Below are 22,094 nucleotides of genomic sequence, written 5' to 3' on the forward strand. Positions count from 1 at the left end.
ACAGTCGGATTTGATTCAACTCTCGGTGAATCCGTTTTGGTAGTTTCAGACTTATCTGCTATTTCTCGTCAGTCTGGTCATCCTGGAAATCATCGAATACACCGGGAGGCGGAATCACTGCCGCTGATTTACCGGCAAGATCCAGCTGTGAATCATCAGCTTGATGATCAGCGATACCTACGGAGCGGAGTGCTGCGATCGAATACAGAATCCAGATTGCAAACAGAGCCAGAATTCCGTATCGGGCCGCGTAGAGACCATGCAGAATTTTGTCTGCATTGGTCAGACTGAACATGGCTAACAGAAACCCGAGAACAATCAGCACCGTAACTTTGTTTTCCCAGGGAGTCTTTCGCATGACGACGGCAATGACAACCAGAGCAATTCCCAGAACCCAGCTATAGAGGGAGAGTTTCCACCAGGAGACTTCAATCTCCGGACTGCCCCCCAGGCGGGTGAAGCTGTAAGCACGACCCTCTGTCGGAAAATCGATCAGTGATCCGGCTGAAACGCCGATCCAGGAATCGAAAAAGGATGCGTCTGCATCAATTCCACCCCGCTTAGGAATCACGCCGGCCAGATGAGGTTCGAACTCCGATTTAAAATCATCAGAGGAACGAACCAGAGCATAGTCATCCGGCACCCAGATCACAGTTTTCAACTGTTGTACTACTACATTCGCAGCCTGCACACCACCCAATCGAGGTAACGGCAATCCCAGCTTACCGCCTGGCGAATCAGTAATGCGTGGCACGGACTTGGTAAACATCAGGCTGACGAGGAACGACTCGTCCGATGCCTGATCGCGAGAAACATTTACGAAGTAGCTGGTCCAGCCTTCTTCGCTCTCGCTGTCATCTGCTTTCTCCAGCGGAACCGGCTGACCGGCAACGGTGATACTTAAGGGCTCAATGCCCTCAGGCAATGCGACTTTCAACTGTTGTCGTTCGCTGGACTTCATCAGATAGCGACAACGATACGTAGAACGTCCCTCTTTACTGACCACAATTTCCACCAGCGACTTCAGTACGATTGTCTCTACGACTTCCTGGATCTTATGACGCGTGGAAGCGAGGTCGAGCATGACCGGCTGGCTGAAATAGCGATAAGCGAGAAAACCATCCCGCGGCAGTAAAGTCAGCTCTCTCATGTCGATCGGCTCCAGCTGATCTGACAACTCAGCGGTAGTTACCGAGAGGGTCTTGGACTTGCTGACAGCGATTTCACCATACACGCGTGCGAGTGGTACGTTTCGCGAGCGTGGCTGGTCATCAGTTTTCTCCAGCCCCAACACTTTTAACGGCTGTAAGGCAATCTGCTTCAGGGCGATATCGCCAGAGGAATCCTCGGCTGCTTTCTCTGATTCTTCAGTTTTCTCCTGCTCAGCGTCTTCGTTCTCTTTCGCTTCTTTTTCTCCTTCAGCCGCCGGTTCTGCATCCGCCGGATTCTTCTCCTTAGGAGCTTTTGCGACTGCCTGCAGGCCTGGAGTGATATCATAACGGACTTCCAGAGTGTAGGGGCCCTGCACATTCCGTTGTGTGATGATCGTCCAGGTCACCCAGCCATCAACGGCCTGCTCGGCCCGGCTTTTCTGTTTGATGGAGGGAGCCGGTGCGGGCGAAAGAGATCGAATTTGAACCAGGTCCGCGATTGCCTCCGGTACTGCGAACCGAAACGTATCGACACCCGCATACTGCACCTGGTAATTGATGCGGCTGGTTACCTCTGCAATCTGTTCTTTGACACTGATGGAGGTAGCGACATCAGCGACCAGTCGTGTCGGTTTGATCTGAATCTCAACCGGAATCACCACGGGCCGCCGGTTGTATTCCCATACCGAAGCCAGTGCCAGCCGGGCTGACTGTCGCTGCTGGGGGCTGTTAGCCGGCTGGGCACCAACCACATCCGGGTTACTGATAATCAGCTCCATCGATTCCGGTGCATACAGGGCAATCTGGCCTGTCTCTCGTTCGACGTCGGTCGCTTCCAGAATGGGAATATTGACCGTTCCAGAGAGGTCGTCCTGAGCCAGATCCCGATGAGCACGAACCTGCAGTTTCAGTTTTCCCTGAAATTTCTGTTGCAGGGACACCGTCAGCAGGCGGGACTCTTTGTCGAAGTTATATTCTTTAAGCCCGGACACATTCACGGAATCGATCTCCAGATCTTCGGGCACTTTCAACTGGAAGGAAAAGATTCCAGCCCGCTGGATATCATAATTGAGCTGCGCTGTGACTTTGATTTCGTCTTCACCGAAATAGCAGTCCGTCTGTTGCGCAACGAAGATTCGGGGTTCGAGGGGCTGCACACGGATCTGCAACGTTGCCGAGGGATTGAAAAAGCGATAATAGACAGCCCCGGGCCGGCGGATGTTCTCTGGGATGCCGTTGGCTTCGCTGCGGGTCACTCCCTCAAACTTCGTGACGGTGAAGGTCATGGTCTCACCCGCATCGATGGCGATCTGGCCGCTTTCCCGGATGACGTCCAAGGCATGAATTCCGTGCGTCGCAGAATCGGAGAGTCCCAGGATCTCGAACGGCTCTTCGGGAATTTCTTTTTCAGTATGCACTTCGATCTGCGCGTCGTCCTGTAACTGATTCAGAAATTCAACCTGAATCACCTGACGCCCATCGCCCTTTTCAACTTTCCAGCTCTTGATTTTTGTATTGGCTGATGACAGATCCAGAATTCGGTCGTTGAGGGGCACCGCGATGCGTGCCGATTTCATGTCTCCCCGCAGGACATCGTATTTTAAAGTGGCCTGGGTATGTACCAGTCCATCACGAATGAAAACCAGAGTGGAGTTCTCAACACTGGCCAGCAGGTCCATCTCCGGCTTGCTGCTTTCCCGGGGATACCAGAGCACACTGATCTGATTGGTGGCTCCGACAGTCGATTTCACAACGGTCGATTTCTCAGCTGACTTCGCGGGCAGGCGGACCAGTTGCGGATTGATTTTGACGGTCTGATCCGGTTCGGGAATCGTGAGATCCAGGGTGGTGATGCCTACTGTCGGGCAGGCAAACTGAAACTGATGTCCTTCCGGCGAATTCTTCACCCGCGTTAACAGTTCAATCTGAACCTGGTGTTCGCCTTTTTCGGACAGGAGCAGCGCGTACTGCCCCGGCCCGGTGCCGCGCAGAAAGACCTTTGATTTTTCCGAAGTGACTTTACCAATGGCGGCATCACCAAACTGCAGGGGAAGCTCGACCCAGGGATCACCCATCACCTGAACGGTCAGATTACATTGGATCCGGGCGACATTCTCTTCGATCGTGGCCGTGTAAGACGAACTCGTCACTACGGCTTTGACAGGAAACTGAATCTTCCCGTCCGTCCCCAGTCCCGCTGACTGCGACCAGAGTTTCAGATACTCGACATACGGCATGAAAACCGTCGCATCCGATTTCTGGAATACGTCCTTGATATTCTTAAAAGGGATATAGATCAGGCGATCCCAGTCATCCTGTTCTTTCCCCGCTGAATCAGCCTCGCCAGCAGCAGGTTTCTCTGCTTCGACTTTGGCTTGAGCGAGTGCCGAGCGGGGCACTCCTCCCAGTAATGTGCATGCCAGACAGATCAGAAGAACGAAACGAGGAGTGCATCTCAGACAGCGCATGTAACCCACCTTTTGTACATTACTCAGTACCCTGGCATCTGTAGAGAATGGACAGCAAACAGGGTAATCGCGTAAAAAGCGTCAAATTCAGAGTTTATAGAATTAAGTATAGTTTTTTTGGCTCATTCACTGGAAGATTGGACGTCTGTGAGAGATGCGAAATTGCGAAAAAATTAAAAAATTTCACAAAATGCTCGATTAAGGGAAGAGAGCCTGCTTTCAACTATTTCCTGTCTATTAACAGGACGTTTAGATCTGGGAGTCCCAACCAGCTTCCCCACCTGCTTGCTTCCATTGTGAGTACTGTTTAAGTTCAATAGCTGCTCTCATCGAAACGTCTGAACCAACGCGTTCTGAATAACTCGCTTCAGGAAACAGTCACATGCAGTGTCGGCACCGAGTCTCTTCGACTTCTTTACTCATCCTGGTCGTTTTTCTTAGCGTGCGATCTCTGTTCGCTGGCGATCTGCAAATCGTTCCTTTCAACCAGGATGTCACTCCTGAGTTGGGACAGCCTGTGGCATATGCTCCCGCGCGGAAAATCGTGACGCCCCTTTATGCCCGCGGAGTGGTCCTGCTCTCTGATGAAGCGCCGGTCGTCCTGTGTGCCGTGGATGCGATTGGCATTGGAAACGAAGGCTACGATACCTGGCGCGAAAAGCTGGCTGAAGCAGCCGGAACCACACCGGAGCGTGTTGCCGTTCATTCCCTGCATCAGCATGATGCACCCCGCGTCGATTTTGCCACTGGGCGCATCCTGGAGAACGAGGGACTGGGGGGCTTGAAATACGATAATGCCTACGGTCTGCAGTGCATCCAGAAAGTGGCGAGTGCCATCCGAAAGGGATTGAAACAACCACAGAAGGTAACTCATCTGGGTATTGGCAAAGCAAAAGTCAACAAGGTGGCATCGAATCGCAGGCTGCTGGGCGATGATGGCAAAGTGCGACTGATGCGCTGGAGTAAGTCAAAAGCCCCTGAAGCGATAAATGCACCGGAAGGAGTGATCGATCCTTACCTGCGTTCAATCTGTTTCTGGAACGGTGAGAAACCCATCGCTGTGCTGAACTACTATGCGACGCATCCCCAAAGCTATTATGGTCAGGGAGATGTCAATTATGAATTTGTCGGCATGGCCCGGGAGGCACGCAATGAGGCATTACCGGGTACACTCAACGTTTACTTCAACGGTGCTGCAGGCAATATTGCCGCCGGTAAATACAACAGTGGCGAGCCTGAAATGCGTCCGATTCTCGCACAGCGAATTGAGAAAGCCATGCAGCAGGCATTTGAGAGTCAACGGAAAGTGGCTGTGAATTCCGAGGACCTGCACTGGAAGACCGAAATGACAGCACTACCCGTCGCGGCACACCTGGATCCTGAACAGCTCAAGTCAATCATCGAGGACACAAGTAAAACTCCGCGCGAACGAGCCTCGGCTGCATTCAACCTGGTCTGGTACCAGCGGGCCAGCCAGGGACATCAGATTCCCATCACCTGCCTGCACCTTAAATCAGCTTCGATCCTGCATTTACCGGGTGAACTGTTCATTGAGTATCAGCTGAAAGCACAGGAGCTGGCTCCCGGCCGAACGGTCTGCCTGGCAGCCTATGGTGACTATGGTCCGGGCTACATCTGCACCGAAATCGCATACAGCCAGGGAGGCTATGAATCGAGCCCCCGCGCCAGCCAGGTCGCGCCACAGGTCGAAGCGGTGTTAAATACCGCGATCGAAAAACTGCTCAAGTCGGCACCGGAGCAGTAAGCTCACGACTCCGGTAGCCGGCTCCCTCTTCAGTTCGCCATGGCGGAAAGTTTGGGAAGTAGAGTTACTGATCGTCGCATCACTTCCACACCCTTCGATTTGACGGAAATATAATATTTCCCGGGTGCCAGGATCTCTTCGGGATAGAACTGGAAGATGGCCCGCAGATTTTCCCGGGTCGCAATCTGACCGGTGCGATACACGATGCGACCACTCTCTTCACAGAGATGGCAGTCTACCCAGAGATCTTCGTGAGGCGGGTTCAGACTGCATTGAACGAGAATTGATTCTCCCAGTTCAAATTCAGATTTGCGGTTGATCAACCAGCCACCCACCATCTGCGTTCCGACATCGACAGACAGAAACTTGTCTTTTTCGCGCATCGTCTGTTCGGGTCTGAGCATCTCCGCTACAAGTTCCGGCTCGACTTCGTGCAGCGTCATCCGGCCTTCGGGGCGACGGATTCCATACAGATCCTGCTCGTATTCAGCATAAACCCCCAGAGCCAGTACTGCCGCGATTCCGGTGACCCAGGCAGTGGGCGATTTCCAGCTGGCAACCGGCTGGGGGCGGAACTGTTCAATCAGTGCTCTGCAACGGTCCACGTTACGCTGGAACCAGCCTCCCCGGCGATAGAGTCGCCGCAGGCGGGCGGACACCCATTGCACATCCGATTCTTTCAGGAAACAGAAATAGATCGCGATGGAAATCATCGGGAAGATGTAAAGTCCCAGTGAGAACAGAGTCCCGATATGGAACGACGCTCCCAGAGCCAGTGCGATGGGACGTCCCCATTTGCGCCAGACCACAAAGATGAAGACCATTTCCCAGACAATCGCCACGTAGGACATGACCGACACAATAATCGGGTACAGCGTCAGATATTCTCCCAGTGGATGTGGGTTATTATAGCGGGACATGGCCCAGTAAATGATCTGATCCCCTTCCAGGTAACCAGGCGTATGCAGTTTTGTAATCGCAGCCCCAAAATAAATCAGGGCGATCAGAATCTGCATCAAGCGCTGTGGCCAGACTTCAAAGCGCGGTGGATCCAGTTTCGCATACTGGGGCCAGTTGCTTGCTGCTCTCTTTCCTTTCAGCCAGCTGTCAACCGACCAGACGGAACCACAGTGAGACAGGGAAAGAATAAACAGGACATGGGTAGAGATGGCCGAATATTTGGTCGCCATGCTGATACAGTCCATACAGCAGAAGTAGGTATAGAGGATCAGAGACGCAACCAGTGAGAAGCGCGTCATCCAGCCAATACTGCTGCAAAACAGGAAGAATGCGAGGGCGGTAAACAGTCCAACGGCGACCGTGCCGGGCAGCACGGGAAGATAGTCATAATAACGAAACAGGTCTGCCAGTGGTGCAGGAGCGCCATCTGCAGAAAACAGTTCCCGGGCAAAAGGCCAGCGGGTGCAGACGGTCCCCAGCAGAACCAGGGGAACCAGCATTCGCACAATCGCCAGCCCATAAGGGACTTCCTGTGCGAAAAAGAACTGGTGGAAGCGATCACGAAGTTTTCCGGTTTGCGTTGAAATCACTTCTGGAGCATCCATGCTTGCAATCCTGTTTATTGTAGCGAATCGAAATCAAAAGTATGGGAAACGGTGGGAACCGCTGAAATCAGGCGTCTCAGTTACCGACGGGCGATGAGAGATGTACGGGAACATCCGGATCATGCTGGAAGCCGGATTCCATGACCTGCTGACCGACGGTCGTCGCGAAGAACGAACGCCCACGGTTCATATCTGATAAGAGACGTGGATTATCACTGACCTGCAGCGTGCGCTGACGTGTCAGCCAGGGCACATAGGTTTGTGCGACCATCCCATCCGGAGTGATGACTTTTCTCAGACGATAGTAATTCTGAAAGTCCTTCTGCTCCTCATAGCGTTGATCCCAGACGGCATCGGGCAGATTATATTTCTTGCACCAGGCTTCCTCGATGCACATGATCCGCAGCATCGGCTCATGGTCCGTTTTATCGAGCGTATTCATCGCCATACGGACCCAGGCATCACCTGTCGTATCGTAGTGACGACGTCCCAACCCACCATAGGGGTAATAATCGCCCCAGGGCCCGGGAGACAGTTCGTAATATTTACCGCTGATCCCTTCCCCGATGATGTGCGTTCGGATGGAATAAGCGGACCAGCCACAGAACATATCCCAGACGATGTAATACATCCCGGGATGACTGCCGGTTCGAAATGTGAATGTGTGACAGAAAATGCCAAACAGCAAAATACCGATATATCCGGTGATTGTCAGACAGCTTATGCCGCGTTTTAATAATCGCATCAGCGTCGCCTTCCCTGGCTCAACAGTGAGATCAATTTTTGTAAGACTTTGTTAAAACGAAGATTACAAGCACTTGGATTCGGCAGCTTCTGCCGGAAATCGGCTAAAATCTTCGTTCTCAGAGGCGGCAATATCGCTGATCTTGGATTTCAGGTCAATAGCAACCTTTTTGTCCGATTTAAGTCACTTATGAGTTAGCCATTGAGAAGATCGAAAGGACTGTTTCAACGGGTAACGTGCTTTTGAATTGCTGCGAAGATCCCGTCCCAGAGATACTCTTCCGCTTCCGCATCGATCTGCAAACCGACGTCTGTCGCAGCCTGAGTTGTCACGGGACTGATACTGACCAGACGGGTTCTGCTCCCCAGGTGCTGACGAATATCTTCGGTCAACAGCCGACTGAAATTGCGGGCTATTGAGGGGCTGCTGAGTCCAATCCAGTCGATTTCTCCTGATTCCAGCAGTTCCAGGCTCTCGCTTCCCCAGCTGGCGACATCGTGATTTTCGTAAACCACAATCTTATCGACCGTCGCGGAAACTTCTGCTAATTCCGTCTGCAAGACTTCACGGCCTCGGTTAGCTCCCGCCCAGAGAATCTTCTGACTTTGGACCAGTGGCTTCAGAGCGGCGGCCAAAGCTTCGGCGCGGTACTGATCGGGAATCAGATCCGCCCGCAAATGAAATTGCTGCAAGGCTTCCGCAGTCGAGGGACCGATGGTGGCGATCTTGAGCCGGGCCAGTTTCCGCGCATCATAGCCTGTTTCCCATAAGCGGTTCAGAAAATAGTTCACACCATTCGCACTGGTAAAGACCAGCCATTGATATTCATCCAGTCTCGCGATGGCGGAATCCACGGGCTCCCAGTCTGCGGGAGGACCAATTTCGATAGTCGGTAACAGCACTGGTTGCGCCCCCAGTTCCAGAGCCCGCTTGATTTCAGGCTCTGACTGTTCCTCGGCGCGGGTGATTCCAATCCGCAGACCGAATAAGGGTTTTTGTTCGAACCAGGCAATCTGATCGCGCAGGGAAACACAATCGCCGATGACAATTAGTGAGGGAGCCACCAGGCCTGCCTGTCTGACCTGTTCGGGTAGTTGAGAGAGTGTACTCTGAACGGTTTTCTGAAAGGGTGTCGTCCCGCGACTGATGACCGCAGCAGGGGTCTCTTCTGCTTTTCCAGCCTGCATCAGCGATTCGACAATCCGCTCCAGCTTATGCAGCCCCATGTAGAACACCAGCGTTCCCGGGAATTTTGCCAGGACGTCATAGTCCAGTGCAGAATCCGGCTTAGTGGGATCTTCATGACCGGTGATCAGTGCGACCGCGGATGCATGTGCCCGATGGGTTACCGAGATCCCAGCGTAGCCAGCAGCAGCGGTTGCTGCAGTAATTCCAGGTACGACCTCAAACTCTATGCCCGCATTCCGCAGAGCGGCGGCTTCTTCGCTGCCGCGTCCGAAGATAAAGGGGTCTCCCCCTTTGAGGCGCACGACGGTCTTTCCTTCCAGGGCAGCGGAAATCAGGCGCTGGTTGATTTCGTCCTGCTGCAGCACACGGCGGTTTTTACAACCTTCCGAGACGCGACAGGTTCGTTCCACTTCTGAGGAAACATGCTGCAGGATGAGGGGATTCACTAATCCGTCATACAGAATCAGGTCTGCCTTTTGCAGGCACTCTATCCCCTTGAGGGTAATCAACCCGGGGTCGCCCGGACCGGCGCCCACTAAATAAACTTTACCCCCTGCCATCAGATCTGTTTCGCTCCCTGACTATCAAAAATACCTGGTTTAACGGTCAGCCGGGTATTATAGCAGAGAATCTGAGGATAGCGAGTTGCTTAGAAATCGTACCAGGTACCAAATCCAAAGAACTGTTCGGAGTTATTATAGAACTGATACTGGATGGTTTTTCCGTCGATATACTGCAGACCAACGCGGAACAGGTGATTGTTCCGGTCGCCACGCCACTGCCAGCCGACCATCATACTGACGTTACCACCCCAGTTGACCTCTTCGCGGAGATACGCGTTCACAGCCCAGAAGGGGGCTCCCTGAAAGCCATTGTGTTCGACAGGACTGAACTCAGCACCAAACTGCAGTTCCCAGGGCTGTGCCCCACCATCGACGTTAAAGGCGTATCCAAGTTCGGCATACAGACGCAAATCGGGATCCGGGAAATAACCGCCCCCCAACACAAATGCGTCACGTACGTAATTGATGCGCTGAAAACTGGGGTTGCGCACCATGTATTCATCGCCAGCATGCGAACTGGTATGATAATAGGCGAGCTTTGCCTGATAGGCACCACGTCTCCAGGTCAAAGGGACCCCGACACGATAATCGGTTGCTTCAACATCAAATTCTTCCTCCAGGTTCAGACGGGGAGGGCCTGCCCCTTCCAGGTCCAGCTGCCAGCCTTCCAATACATCATCATTTAATGAACCATAGCGCAGAATCCCGACGCGGGCCCCTGCTTCCAGTTCCAGCTGCCAGCCAATATCTTTTTCATGCAGTACGGCCATGGCCAATCGAGGTTCTTTGGGGCCTGCCAGATACGAAGTATAAAGCAGATCCGTCGGCAGAAGGGTCCAACCCCAGCAGTTTTCCTGACAGAGTTGTTCAATCGAGTCTGTATAAGTGCTCTGTGGCTCGGGAATGGTCTCCAGTGTGGAAAAATCGGGATCTTCCGCCAGTAGATCGGGACCATAAAGAGTATCCGTCGCCTGAACCTGTCGAATCTGGGTCACACTTTTGCCCGAACTGATACTGTTCTGGGCATAAATTGGCGGTAAGCGATCTGCAATTCCCCGGTTCCAGTCTGCGGACCGAACCGGTGCGGATTCATGTAACGGGACACCCAGCTGAACCGGGTTACCGGACGGGGCCGCATATTGATTTTCCAGAAAAGTCTGAGCCTGAGTGGGATGCGCAGGGGGACGTCTCTGCTGAATGGCATGAGGCGAAGGAGCCAGAAAAGGCTTGCTGCTGTTTGGCTGCTGTGCCTGCAACTCAGTTTGAGCAGCGCAGAATGACAGCACCACCAGCATCATAGTCTGTATGGATGATGAATAAAATAACCTCACCTGTGAGGCTCCTTAGGTGAACCTCAGCAGTAGATTGCTGAGACAGTATTTGTAGTTATGTGTGAGAGAGGATCAGGAGATCTGAAAAGTGAGAGAGAGGTGGTTACAGATGAGATGATCCGTGGAAGTGGGGCGGAGTATAGCGAGATGTGCAAGGTCAGAAAAGACGAATTCGGCCCGGATCAGGAATCAGACAGTTCCCTGTCTGATTCCGATATATATCTGATAAGTCACTATTTAATAACAACTTGCATGCCGACCTGCTGTATGCAATCCCCAGATCGCAACAGGCATGACCGATAAGAATTTTCAGAAAAAAATGATTCTGAACGCAAATTACTTGATATGTAGACTGTCTTTGTCGTTCATCTGCAGCACCTGACCGTGGTGCAGTGTCTTGACGACTAATCCCGCATCAGTAAAGAACCGGATCTGTGCAGTATAGTGAAATTCATGCGATTCACCCGCTCGCAGACGATAAGGGCCTGTCCAGGGCATGGAAGGTCCTTTTAATTCATACAAGATTGGAGTTTTCGTGGTGTTAACAATTTTGGTGGCTGGAACCTGAGTTCCTTCCAGAATCGTGAAGAAGCAGGAGTTATGAACCGGGTCTCTCTCAACAAACCAGTGATCCCGTACCTGGTTCAGCCATTCGGCCTGAGCGCGTTCCTGATCTTCTGTCAGCACAGCAAAGCGGGAGTATTCTGCCAGTAACAGTTTGGCGATTTTGGCAGATTCCGATTTTGGATACAGGCGGATCACCTTGGCAGCAATCCGTTTCTGCTGCGAGAGTACCAGCTTCTCCACACCTTTCAGAAGTTCCTGAGCAGCCTGCTCCTGCTCCTCGGGAGTCAGTTCAGCCGGCTTGGAATCTGTGGCAAACGGATCTTTTTGGGCATAGACGGATGGTGAAACGAGTGTCGCCCCCACCAGCAGCATCAAAACAGAGAGTACAGAATGTTTGAAAGATAGTTTATTCGAGTAGATGACCTGAGTCATAGATCTCACCTCAGCAATAGCAACACGGATATCAGAGCACGTCCCTTAAATGTACACGGTAAACCGGAGGCGCGCCGATTTCGCCTGGTGAAACCAATCGATTTTTTATACAGAATCGAGCTGTCGACGATTTCTTTTCCGTCAGAGGTGTCTTCCGTACATTCTTCACAAGCACATTATCCCCAATAAGTTAACAAACGAATGGAAATTCATGTTTCTGATCAGGTGGCCAGAGCAGACATCTCCGGTCAAATCGCATAAAATAGTCATAACGACTGAGAAGAGAAATTGTCCTCCGGGCAGTTCAGATTTCATAGAAAGATTATCTACCAATGGCCAGCAACTCCCGCCCTCAATATGGGCGTGTCTGGATTACTTTTCTGCGTAACTCACTGATTCGTGAAATGACCTTTCGTGGTAACCTGATAATCACGATTGTCACCCGTGGATTCTGGTTCGCAGCGCAGTTGATTCTGTTCGATATCATTTACCGCAACGTCAATTCTATTAATGACTGGACACGCGAGGAGTATTTCGCGTTTATGGCGACCGGGATGTTGATCAATGCGATCGTGGAAACATTTTTCATGCCCAACTGCGCCAACTTCAGCGAATTGATTCGGAACGGAAATCTGGACTTTGTCCTGCTGAAGCCCATCGATACGCAGTTCCTGGTTTCATTTGAAAAAGTCAATCTGGCAATGTTGAATCAGATTGTGCTCGCGGGAGCTCTCTTGCTCTACGCGCTGGCTCATACGACGCAACTCGAACCGGCGCTGTCCGTGCTGCAGTATCAGATTCAGGCCGGGCAATGGGGCTGGCTGCTTCATCTCTCCCTGCTGGGCACGGGACAGATCCTGATGTACTGTCTATTGCTGATGATTGGTGTGGCCTTTTTCTATAGCCTGATGATTGCGCTGGCCAGCAGCAGCATCTGGTTCGGGCGGAACCAGGGCCTGTATGACTTCTGGTTTTACATTACCGTGTTTGCCCGTTATCCACGCAGTATTTATAGTGGCTCACCCACTGGAGAGATCCTGCAATTCGCCTTTTCGTATGTAATCCCGATCCTGCTGGTCGTTACAATTCCTGCGCGTCAATTACTTTCTAAAGCGCTTGAGCCATCTTGGATCACACTGGTCTCCATTTCAATTACCCTGGTGCTGCTGTTTGTTTCGCGTTGGATTTTCAAATGGTCTTTGAACAGTTATCGCAGTGCCAGCAGTTGATACAGCGAGCCTGACTACCAGACTGAATCAGTTTACTGTCGAGTAGAATATGAATATTGTCATCATGGGTGCGGGAACTGTGGGCACATTTGTCGCTGACACGCTCTGCGCCGAACAACATAATGTCACCATCATTGACCAGTCGCGGCGTGCCCTGGAACAGATTGAAGAACGGGTCGACGTGCAGACCATCTGTGGCTCTGCCTGTGACTCCGCCATCCTCTTTCAGGCAGGTGTCCTGGGAGCAGACCTCTGTCTGGCGGTAACCAGCCAGGACGAAGTCAACATGGTTGGCGCCAGCCTTGCCAAAGCCATGGGTTCCCGACGTTGTGTCGCCCGGGTATTCAATCACGCCTATCTGAATCTGAGCACCTTCGACTACCAGCGGCATTTCAACATCGACCGCCTGCTCAGCCTGGAACATCTGACGGCCCTCGAACTCGCAAAGCAGATCGGAGAGCCAGGCCTGTTTGCGGTGGAGAACTTTGCCCGCGGCGAAGTTGTGATTCAGGTGCTCGACGTACAGCCCGGCGTCAAAGCGGACGGGGTGTTGCTCCGGAATCTCAAGCTGCCCAGCGGTGTGCGCGTAGGCCTGATTTCGGATGGCAACAGTACGTCTATCGCCGGTGCAGATAATGTGATTGAAGCCGGGCAGATCGTGACTCTGATTGGTACCCAGGAGAACATCGATAAAGTGCATCGCATGTTCCAGCATAAGCGGGCCTTGAAGTTCCGCGTCATTATCGCCGGCGGTGGAAATATCGGTTTCAACCTGGCGCGCATCCTGCAGAAGAAAGAATACTCGGTAACAATTCTCGAAACCGATCCGCAACGTTGCGAATTTCTCTCCCGACACCTGAGCTCCACAACTGTTCTGCATGCGGATGCAACCCGCCGCACGGAAATGGAAGAGGCTCGAGTTGGAAAGGCTGATGTATTCGTCGCCGCGACCGGACGGGACGAGGATAACATCGTGTGTGGTGTGGAGGCCAAAGAGCTGGGAGCAGACCGCATCATGAGTATTGTGCGTCGGCCCGATTACGCCAACGTGCTGGAAAAACTGGGCATCGATGTCGCCGTCAGTCCCCGGGAAGTTATTACCCGTCAGATCATGGGAATGGTACATTCCGGACCTGTGATCAGCCACTCTGAAATTGGAGGGGGCAACTCGCTGATTCTGGAAGTCGAGGTTCGAAAGAACTCTCCCATCACCCAGGCTAAACTGAAAGATATCAAATTAAAGCAGGCGCTGATTGCTGCGGTCGTGAAAGAGGACTGTGTCCGTGTACCCGGTGCCGATGATCAGATTCAGTCAGGTGATACCGTAATTCTGTTGTGTGAGAAAGACAATCTGAACGAGATCCTGCCGCTGTTTAAAACGGTCAAACAGTAGAATCGTCACAGACTGCCCGGTTGTGATCTCCAGCAGAGATTCTCAAACTCTCTCCCCTCCCGCTGCCGAATCTAGTCTATACTTCATTTGCAGTGTTCTTAAACTTGGTCCCGGGATCTCTCTACATAGACTGATTCTGATTTTCGAATACAGACAGCGGGTTGCGTTCATGATCGATCGTAGAAGTTCTAATATCCGACGTTCCGGAGATGAACGTCGTAATTATGAGAGACTGGAAGCAGGCATCGAAGTCCGCATGCTGAGATCCGGCAGCGGTTCGGGTCATGTACCCTTAGAGGGAACCGTGAGCGATGTTTCCGTTGACGGTCTGCGCATGCTGCTGGATGTCGCTTTGACCATCGAAGAGACGCTGCTGGTGCAGGTTCATAGTGCAGGTGAGCATCTATTTAACTCGACCGCTCGAGTAGTCTGGCAGAACCAGGACGATTCCGGAAAATACGTCACAGGTTGTGAGCTGTGTGTCTTTCTGACCAACAAGCAGTTTAAAACACTCAAAGAGTTCATCGGCAATCAAATCACGCCCTTCTCAATGGCGCATGATCGACGTGGCTGAAACCTGCTCTGACCGGTTTCAACCAATCGTATAGCCACCATCGACTACGATTTCCTGACCGACAATAAATCGCGCTGCATCGGAAACCAGAAACACGGCGGTCTCTGCGATGTCTTCCGGCTTCCCGAAGCTTCCGGATATTAAGCGCTGACTAATCTGCGTCGCAACTCCCGCCAGTTGTTCCTCATTCAGACCGACCTGACTCCAGATGGGAGTATTGATCGGCCCCGGCGCGATTGAATTGACGCGAATGCCGCGCGGGCCCAGTTCCGCAGCCAGGGTCTGTGCCAGAGATTTTACCGCAGCCTTGGACGCCGAGTAGGCAGCCAGCCCTGGAAAGCCGACCTGTGTCAGAAAGGTGGAGATAAACAGAATCGATGCACCTTCGCTCAGATCCGGCAGAAAAGTGCGCACGGTCTGCAGGGCACCATGAAAATTCACGTTAAAGGTTTCGTCGATTGCTGAACGCGAAGCATCTTCAATCGGGATCACCCGTGCCAGCCCTGCGTTGGGCACCAGAATATCAACCCGCCCGAAGCGGCGTCTGGTCCCCTCGGAGAGTCGCAGCAGATCCTCGTCACTGGTTACATCCCCGTCGATGACCAGTGTTCGTGCTGGATAGCGGGCTTCCAGTTCTTCCAGCAGTTCACTCCGGCGGGCGAACACAACGACCTTGGCCCCTTCATTCAGAAAATGCTCTGCAATGGAGCGTCCAATGCCACTGCTCGCGCCTGTGATAACAGCAACCTTATTAAACAGACGATCGGTCATGAGCTCCCTCCGTGAATCAAATCGCAGTCCATGCTGCAGAAGCCCTCTCCTGCAGGGCGCAAACGATTCACGCCGGAGAGAGTAGAAAACCTGCGATCAGCTATACCAGTTCATTCCTGCAATCGCAAGCTTCGGATCGCCGCTTAGTGGATGAGAATGAACTCATTGGAGTTGAGGTAGGCCCAGTAGACATCCTGGTAGCTCTGCTGAACTGCGATCTGGGGAGGCACATTGCGGGAAGTCAGATAGCGGGTCCGTTCTTTGACCAGCCGTTTGAGTTCGGTCAGCTCCCTGGATGTGGGATAACGCGTCAGGGCAGCCAGGCTTAGCTTCTTGATGCGGGCATCGGGCGAGCGTTCTTTAATCGCCGAAGCCAGGATGGTATCTTTCCGATTATAATCCAGGCTGTTCTGCACCAGGGGACCATTCATCATCAGCAGCGCCTGGGTGATGGTACCGTCGAAAGTGGTCGTTTCGTCATTCTCTTCATTCTGATGAGTGTAGACAAACTGCTGCAGCCATTGATCACGTTTCTGCATCTTCTTCCAGGCCGACTGATAATCGGTAACGATCTCTGCCGGATTGGTTGTTACCAGCAGTGAATCATAAAGCTGCTCTACCGTCATCTGCTTCACGTACATCCGGCTGAAATTGGGAGTGCTGCCGTCATCCGGATCGTCGGATGCGTTATCGGCAGTAAACTGACTGCTGAGTCGATAGGCGTCTGAAAGACAGATCCAATGAATCAGCTGTTTGATGTTGTAGTTACTATCAGCGAACTGCCGCGCCAGTTCGTCCAGCAGTTCGGGATGTGTGGGTGAATTGTGGTAGCCCATATCGTCGATCGGTCGAGTGAAACCGTATGCGAAAAAGTGAGCCCACATGCGGTTGACCATCGCCCGCGCCAGTTGATCGGTTTTGCCGGAAGTCATGAGTTTCGCCAGTTCCTCACGACGATTCACATTCGAACCTTCGGGAATTTTCACACCGGCAAATTTAGGATAAGCGGGCTGCATCAATCCCTGTCGGGTTTCGTAAAATGTCGTACCGCCATCACGCAGGGAGACCAAAGCCAGTTGAGTCTGATTCTTTTCCCCTTTTTTGTCAGTCCGTTTTTTGCGAACGATCTTCGTCTGCTTGAAAAAGCTGTTGATTTCCCAGAACTGACTCTGGGTGGCATCATTGAAGGGATGATTATGGCACTGCGTACATTGAATCTGCGTTCCCAGGAACAGACGGGTTGTGATTGCGGTCGCTGGAACTGCCTGGTTATTCAGATGGGCCAGCAGAAAGTTTGTAGCCCCGTTGGAATCGGCGTCCCCTTCAGCAGCGACCAGATCGAATACGATATCATTCCAGGGACGGTTATCATCAAAGCTCTGTACCAGGAAATCCTGTAATGCGCGGCGGTTGATTCCGCGCGAAGTGGACCGACCAATTAACAGACGGGTCCAGATCGTCGACCAGTTCGTTACGTAAGAGGGATTTTCCAGCAGCTTCTGCACCAGCTGCTGGTGTTTGTCTGGCTGTTTGGACTTCAGGAAGTTTTCAGCCTCTTCGGGTGTTGGAATGCGACCAATCACATCGAGGTAGACCCGACGGACCCACTCCGCGTCAGTGGCAGCAGGTGAGGGTGTAATATTCGCGGCCTGCCAGCCATCCTGAATCCGATGGTTGATAAAGGTAACGATCGCTTCATCAGACGCATCCGCGGGCAGCTTCTCTACCGGTGGTAATGCTTTCGGTTTGGCTGCAACCAGAGGTTGATCTGTAAGGATTCCATTCTGATGCAGTCGCAGCATGGGGTGCTGCGAAGAATCGAACTGGGGAGTACGCCTTGTACCATCTTCCGTGACCAGCGTTTCCGCTGGCCCTGGTGTCAGTTCAGACGGGGTTTGCTGGCTGTCAGCCAGTTGAGGTTCGGTGGAGGGTTCTCGAAATACATACCAGACCACAACCACCAGCCCCAGAACTGCAGTCGCTGCCAGCCCGGCCCGGGACAGCGATCTACGACGAACCTGATCATGAGGCTGCTTCAGCACCGGCAGCTCTGCGTCAGTAACAGGGGATGCGACGGCCATCTCAGCGTCAGAGCCTAGTGCCTGATCCCAGTAAAGTGTTCCATGCAGGTGCGCATAATTCAGGTAGTACTGCATCGCGTCCGGATTGGAGAGAACGATCTCTTCCAGCCTCTGCTGCTCTTCAGCAGTCAGACGCTCCTCGCACAATGCTTCCATAAGCAAAGAAAGCTCAGCTAATTGTACTTCCTGCTTACTCATGACTATACGACTCAGCTGCAATGTAACGGTTAATGCATTCAAATAAAGTTCGACGAACCCGGCCCAGTGACTGATAAACCGAATTCACAGGGCGTCCCAGATCGTCAGCCAACTCTTTTCCCTGATTACTTCCCTGATAACGTCGTTGAATCAGTTCACGATCTTTCTTACGTAATTTCGCGAGACAGAATGTCAGGGCATTTCGCCTTAGTTCAAACAGGTCCTGGTTCTCTTTGACCGCTTCTGCCACCTGTGAGACAAACTCATCACTGAACTGGTGCTTGTCTCGACCACGCTTTTTCCGATATTTCAGAATTTCATAATGTGCGATCTGGCAGGCCCAGGCAAAAAAATTGGTTCCGACCTCAAACTGAGCTGCCTTCTTCCAGATAACCAGATTCGTATTCTGCAGAATCTCTTCTGCTTCCAGTGGATGTGGAATCATCGAGAGAATGTAGAGGTAGATCCGCCGCTGATGCCTGGTAAACAGCGAAATAAATTCCCGACTCTCTTCCGATGACGTATCCGGAAAAGCAGGTAGATCGGTCGAACTGGTCAATGGACTGCCCAATCTTTTACATCAATTTCAAATATCACTTTCCAGCAGAATCGAGACTAAAACAGCGGAAGCCCCTGCGAGCATCCGCTGTTTTATGGCTTCATTCAGCTGATCATCAGACTGAGACTAACCGATCAGTTCTTTAATCGGAGTACCACCATTGGCCAGCTTCATCGGACGACCTCGTTTTGAGGTATGTACGATATCCAGCGGAATACCCAGAGAGTGAGCAACGGTTGCCCACAGGTCGCCAGGCAGATAGCTCTTGCCTTCGATGCCGATACCATCGCTGTCGGTCTTACCGATAGCCTGACCATTCTTCAGTCCGCCACCACCAATCATGGCAGTCCAGCTGGCGGCCCAGTGGTCACGACCAACGTTCTGGTTGATCCGCGGGGTACGACCAAACTCACCCATACAGACGATGGTCACATCATCCAGCATGCCGCGTTGTTTCAGGTCGGTTACCAGTGCTGAGATCCCTTTATCCAGCTGAGGCAGGTTCTGATTCTTGAGTGAATCGAATACGCCCTGGTGGAGGTCCCAGCTGCCAACCGAAGCGGAGACTTCGACGAAAGGCACACCAACCTGGACCAGACGACGAGCCAGCAGCAGTCCCTGTCCGAAGTTGCCGGTACCATAGGCGTCTTTGACAGCCGCTGGTTCCTGATCAACTTTGAAGGCTTCCATCTGGCTGGAAGTCATCAGGTTGACTGCTTTCTTGTAGATGTCCTTGTGAGAGTTGGCGGACTCACCACGCTTGGATTTAATGAATCCGGACTCCAGAACCTGAAGCATGTCCAGCCGCTGACCCAGACGCTGTTTTTCAGCCATGTTGATGTCAGCGTTCTGAATTGTTCCATTGCTGGATACTACGAATGGTGAGTGAGCCATTCCCAGGAAGCCGGCACTACCCCGGCTGCCCCCGACGGAAATGAACGAGGGGATATCCAGTTCTTTACGACGTGAACCGAGTTCGTAGCTGACCACCGAACCGAAGGTCGGGTGTACCACGGTGGGGTTAGGTACGTATGCAGAGTGCATGTAGTAGGTACCACGGGCATGGTCGGCTTCACGAGTACTCATGGAGCGAATCAGTGACAGGTTGTCCATGACCTGAGCGGTCTTGGGCATATGCTCAGAAATCTGCATATCACCTTTGGTGCTGATCGGCTTGAATTCACCGCCGTTCTTGGAACCTGGTTTCAGGTCCCAGATGTCGATGGTCGGTGGTCCACCCGGCATCCAGATGAGGATACAGGCTTTCTGCTGCTTCGTAACCTGAGCAGCATTCGCTTCCAGGTGTGACAGGAAGTTCATTGTTGGAATCGCGGTCGCTGCACCTGCGACGTGCTTCATAAAGTGCCGACGCGTCATTCCGTAAGGATTCATAATAGTCATGATAGTGGCCTTTTGCGAAAAGGATGTTTGTTTATTGATTTGTCTTTAGCACGACGCTGTAGTTTAGTGATTGAAAATAAATTCGTTGGAGTTCAGCAGAGCCCAATACAAGTCCTGGTAGGCGGCCAGTTTGTCCGGAGACCGGGCGATCAGTCTCTGGGCACTGGTCACTTCCCGACGATCAGGATATCGGCTCAGAGTCGAAAGGAACATTTTGCGGATCTTATCCTGGTCATTCCCCTTCGACAGCAGCATCTGATTCAGATAGCTGCCACTCTCGGCGCTGATTGCGTTCTTGGTTAATTCTCCGTTCATCATCATAAGAGCCTGAGGAATAGTGCCATTAAATGTAGTGGTGTCATCCCCGGAATCGGTATCGAAGGCAACCATAAACTGATTCATCCACTGACGACGCTGCTGTTCAGCCCGTTCCCAGTTAGACTGTCCGGACTTGTGAGCACCTGTGGCAACAATAAGTGAATCGTACAACTGCTCGGCAGTCATGTTCTTAACGTACATATGAGAGAACAGTGGAGTCTCACCCCGCTCAGGACTGTCAATTTCATTCTTGCTGCCATACTGGCTGGTCAGGTTGTAGGCTTCACTGTTACAGATCCAGCGGGCCAGCTGTTTGAGGTCGTAATCTTTTTTGACCAGTTCTTCGGCCATTTTATTTAACAGTTCAGGGTGTGAGGCAGGGTTATGAGGCCCCATGTCATCCACGGGACGGGTGAAACCGTAACCCATGAAGTAACCCCACATCCGGTTGACAATCGCAGTGGCGATCAGAGGGCGATCTCCCTTTACGATCAGCTTGGAAAATTCCTTACGCCGTTCAACACCTGAATCAGGGCTGACTTTGACTTCTTCAAAAATCGGATAAGCAACCTGCATCAGACCCGAACGTTTTTCGTAATACACGGGACCGTCAAATCCGGTGGCTACGATTTCCGAATAATCGTCAACCTGACGACCGGTTTTCGGATCAGTTTTACGATGGTTCACCCGTCGCATCTGACGGAAGAAACTGTTGTATTCCCAGAACTGATTCTGTTTCCAGTCGTTGAACGGATGGTTGTGACACTGAGTGCACTGAACCTGGATTCCCAGGAACAGACGCGTTGTGGCGGCTGTGACCTGCACTGCTTCGTCATTATTCTGCATCTGGGCCAGCAGGTAGTTGACTGCCCCGTTTTCTTCAAAATGCCCTTCCGCAGTCACGAGATCCTGAACAGTTTCATCCCAGGGGCGGTTTTTGGCAAACGCCTCACGCAGGAACTTTTGCATCCCGTTGCGGCTCACCCGTCGTGGAGTACGACGACCGATGAGCAGGTTCGTCCAGACATTCGTAAAGTTCTGTACATAGCCGGGATCGTCCAGCAACTGATCAATCAATTTAGATCGCTTGGCAGGGTCACGATCTTTGACAAACTTCTCAACCGTTTCTGCGGAAGGGATTTGACCGATCAGATCCAGGTGAACTCGACGAATCCACTCCTCGTCGGAAGCGACGGGAGAAGGATCGACTTCGTTGTCTTCCCAACCCTGGCGCACCCGCTGGTTGATGAAGTCGATAAATGGATCAAAAGCCCCGGTGGAAAATGCCTTCGTTCTGCTCTCCGGACCTGCAGCTTTGACGGCAGGCGCCACAGCGCTGGCACAAAGTAATACTGTGAAAACAACACTGAGTTGTTTAGAAAAACGACGCATTTTCGAGTACTCCACTGTTGTAAAAAAATGAGAGACTGAAGACGCTACAGCAGTCGCACCGGTATTGCTGTGCTCCACCAAATTGCGAAAAGAAAGCTGTCTCGCTACTGTAATAACTAACTCAAAGCGCAAAACATTCGAGGTGACTCTCAATAATATCTGGAAATTATGCTAATAACCTTACTATAGAGTACACGATTTTCCACAATTTCCAATGCGAATATCAATCATTTTTGATGCTAACTCTGAATCCGCGAGACAGCCAAAATCGACATAACACTCTGATATTATATACCTTAGAATCGGTACCACCCTTACATTTACCCTTCTTCAGGGGGATCAGACACTTCATCTACCCTAGCCTGAATACACGTAAGTACACTTCTTTCTAGATAAATCGAGA

The 22,094-nt window shown here is 52.0% G+C and carries 15 protein-coding genes; 4 read left to right on the forward strand and 11 right to left on the reverse strand.

Annotation, left to right across the window (positions count from 1 at the left end; translation table 11 throughout):
- Positions 1-58: 58 nt before the first annotated feature.
- Positions 59-3,619, reverse strand: a complete 3,561-nt coding sequence (locus tag FYZ48_RS05200; RefSeq protein WP_149338219.1) for a hypothetical protein — start codon at positions 3,617-3,619, stop codon at positions 59-61.
- 382 nt (positions 3,620-4,001) lie between these two features.
- Here FYZ48_RS05200 and FYZ48_RS05205 point away from each other — a divergent pair, with 382 nt between their 5' ends.
- Positions 4,002-5,384, forward strand: coding sequence for a hypothetical protein (locus FYZ48_RS05205; RefSeq protein WP_149338221.1), 1,383 nt, complete (start codon positions 4,002-4,004; stop codon positions 5,382-5,384).
- A gap of 29 nt (positions 5,385-5,413) precedes the next feature.
- Here FYZ48_RS05205 and FYZ48_RS05210 read toward each other — a convergent pair whose 3' ends face one another.
- The 5 genes from FYZ48_RS05210 to FYZ48_RS05230 all read right to left on the reverse strand — a co-directional run bounded on the left by FYZ48_RS05210 (position 5,414) and on the right by FYZ48_RS05230 (position 11,775).
- Entirely contained in the window at positions 5,414-6,949 is a 1,536-nt protein-coding gene (locus FYZ48_RS05210; protein ID WP_149338224.1) for an HTTM domain-containing protein, read from the reverse strand.
- A gap of 76 nt (positions 6,950-7,025) precedes the next feature.
- Positions 7,026-7,694 (reverse strand): hypothetical protein, encoded by a 669-nt coding sequence (locus tag FYZ48_RS05215; RefSeq protein WP_145192197.1) that lies wholly within the window; start codon positions 7,692-7,694, stop codon positions 7,026-7,028.
- A 224-nt stretch (positions 7,695-7,918) separates the two neighbouring features.
- On the reverse strand, positions 7,919-9,442 hold the full coding sequence (cobA, locus tag FYZ48_RS05220; protein WP_149338226.1) for a uroporphyrinogen-III C-methyltransferase: 1,524 nt from the start codon (positions 9,440-9,442) through the stop codon (positions 7,919-7,921).
- Positions 9,443-9,531: 89 nt separating this feature from the next.
- Positions 9,532-10,776: a DUF1207 domain-containing protein gene (locus tag FYZ48_RS05225; RefSeq protein WP_149338228.1), complete on the reverse strand. Its 1,245-nt coding sequence runs from the start codon at positions 10,774-10,776 to the stop codon at positions 9,532-9,534.
- Positions 10,777-11,112: 336 nt separating this feature from the next.
- The gene (locus tag FYZ48_RS05230; protein WP_149338230.1) at positions 11,113-11,775 is read right to left on the reverse strand and encodes a hypothetical protein; all 663 of its coding nucleotides are present in this window, start codon (positions 11,773-11,775) and stop codon (positions 11,113-11,115) included.
- A 332-nt stretch (positions 11,776-12,107) separates the two neighbouring features.
- On the opposite strand from FYZ48_RS05230, the gene FYZ48_RS05235 reads away from it, so the two are divergent.
- From FYZ48_RS05235 to FYZ48_RS05245, 3 genes are all read left to right on the forward strand, one after another.
- The gene (locus tag FYZ48_RS05235) at positions 12,108-13,004 is read left to right on the forward strand and encodes an ABC transporter permease (RefSeq protein ID WP_149338232.1); all 897 of its coding nucleotides are present in this window, start codon (positions 12,108-12,110) and stop codon (positions 13,002-13,004) included.
- A gap of 49 nt (positions 13,005-13,053) precedes the next feature.
- Positions 13,054-14,397, forward strand: coding sequence for a Trk system potassium transporter TrkA (trkA, locus tag FYZ48_RS05240; RefSeq protein WP_145044767.1), 1,344 nt, complete (start codon positions 13,054-13,056; stop codon positions 14,395-14,397).
- A gap of 169 nt (positions 14,398-14,566) precedes the next feature.
- The gene (locus FYZ48_RS05245) at positions 14,567-14,971 is read left to right on the forward strand and encodes a PilZ domain-containing protein (RefSeq protein ID WP_149338234.1); all 405 of its coding nucleotides are present in this window, start codon (positions 14,567-14,569) and stop codon (positions 14,969-14,971) included.
- Positions 14,972-14,989: 18 nt separating this feature from the next.
- On the opposite strand, the gene FYZ48_RS05250 is transcribed toward FYZ48_RS05245, so the two are convergent.
- The 5 genes from FYZ48_RS05250 to FYZ48_RS05270 all read right to left on the reverse strand — a co-directional run bounded on the left by FYZ48_RS05250 (position 14,990) and on the right by FYZ48_RS05270 (position 21,691).
- Positions 14,990-15,742 carry an SDR family NAD(P)-dependent oxidoreductase gene (locus FYZ48_RS05250; RefSeq protein WP_149338236.1) on the reverse strand — a complete coding sequence of 251 codons (753 nt, stop codon included), beginning with the start codon at positions 15,740-15,742 and terminating at the stop codon, positions 14,990-14,992.
- A gap of 143 nt (positions 15,743-15,885) precedes the next feature.
- Positions 15,886-18,021, reverse strand: coding sequence for a DUF1549 and DUF1553 domain-containing protein (locus FYZ48_RS05255; protein ID WP_149338238.1), 2,136 nt, complete (start codon positions 18,019-18,021; stop codon positions 15,886-15,888).
- The gene (locus tag FYZ48_RS05260; protein WP_145044775.1) at positions 18,014-18,580 is read right to left on the reverse strand and encodes a sigma-70 family RNA polymerase sigma factor; all 567 of its coding nucleotides are present in this window, start codon (positions 18,578-18,580) and stop codon (positions 18,014-18,016) included. The genes FYZ48_RS05255 and FYZ48_RS05260 overlap by 8 nt, the downstream gene beginning before the upstream one ends.
- A 126-nt stretch (positions 18,581-18,706) precedes the next feature.
- Positions 18,707-19,981 (reverse strand): DUF1501 domain-containing protein, encoded by a 1,275-nt coding sequence (locus FYZ48_RS05265; protein WP_149338240.1) that lies wholly within the window; start codon positions 19,979-19,981, stop codon positions 18,707-18,709.
- A gap of 63 nt (positions 19,982-20,044) precedes the next feature.
- On the reverse strand, positions 20,045-21,691 hold the full coding sequence (locus FYZ48_RS05270) for a DUF1549 domain-containing protein (protein ID WP_149338243.1): 1,647 nt from the start codon (positions 21,689-21,691) through the stop codon (positions 20,045-20,047).
- Between the last annotated feature and the right edge of the window lie 403 nt (positions 21,692-22,094).

Origin of the sequence: Gimesia chilikensis (assembly GCF_008329715.1) — a bacterium.
GTDB classification, from domain to species: Bacteria; Planctomycetota; Planctomycetia; order Planctomycetales; family Planctomycetaceae; genus Gimesia; species Gimesia chilikensis.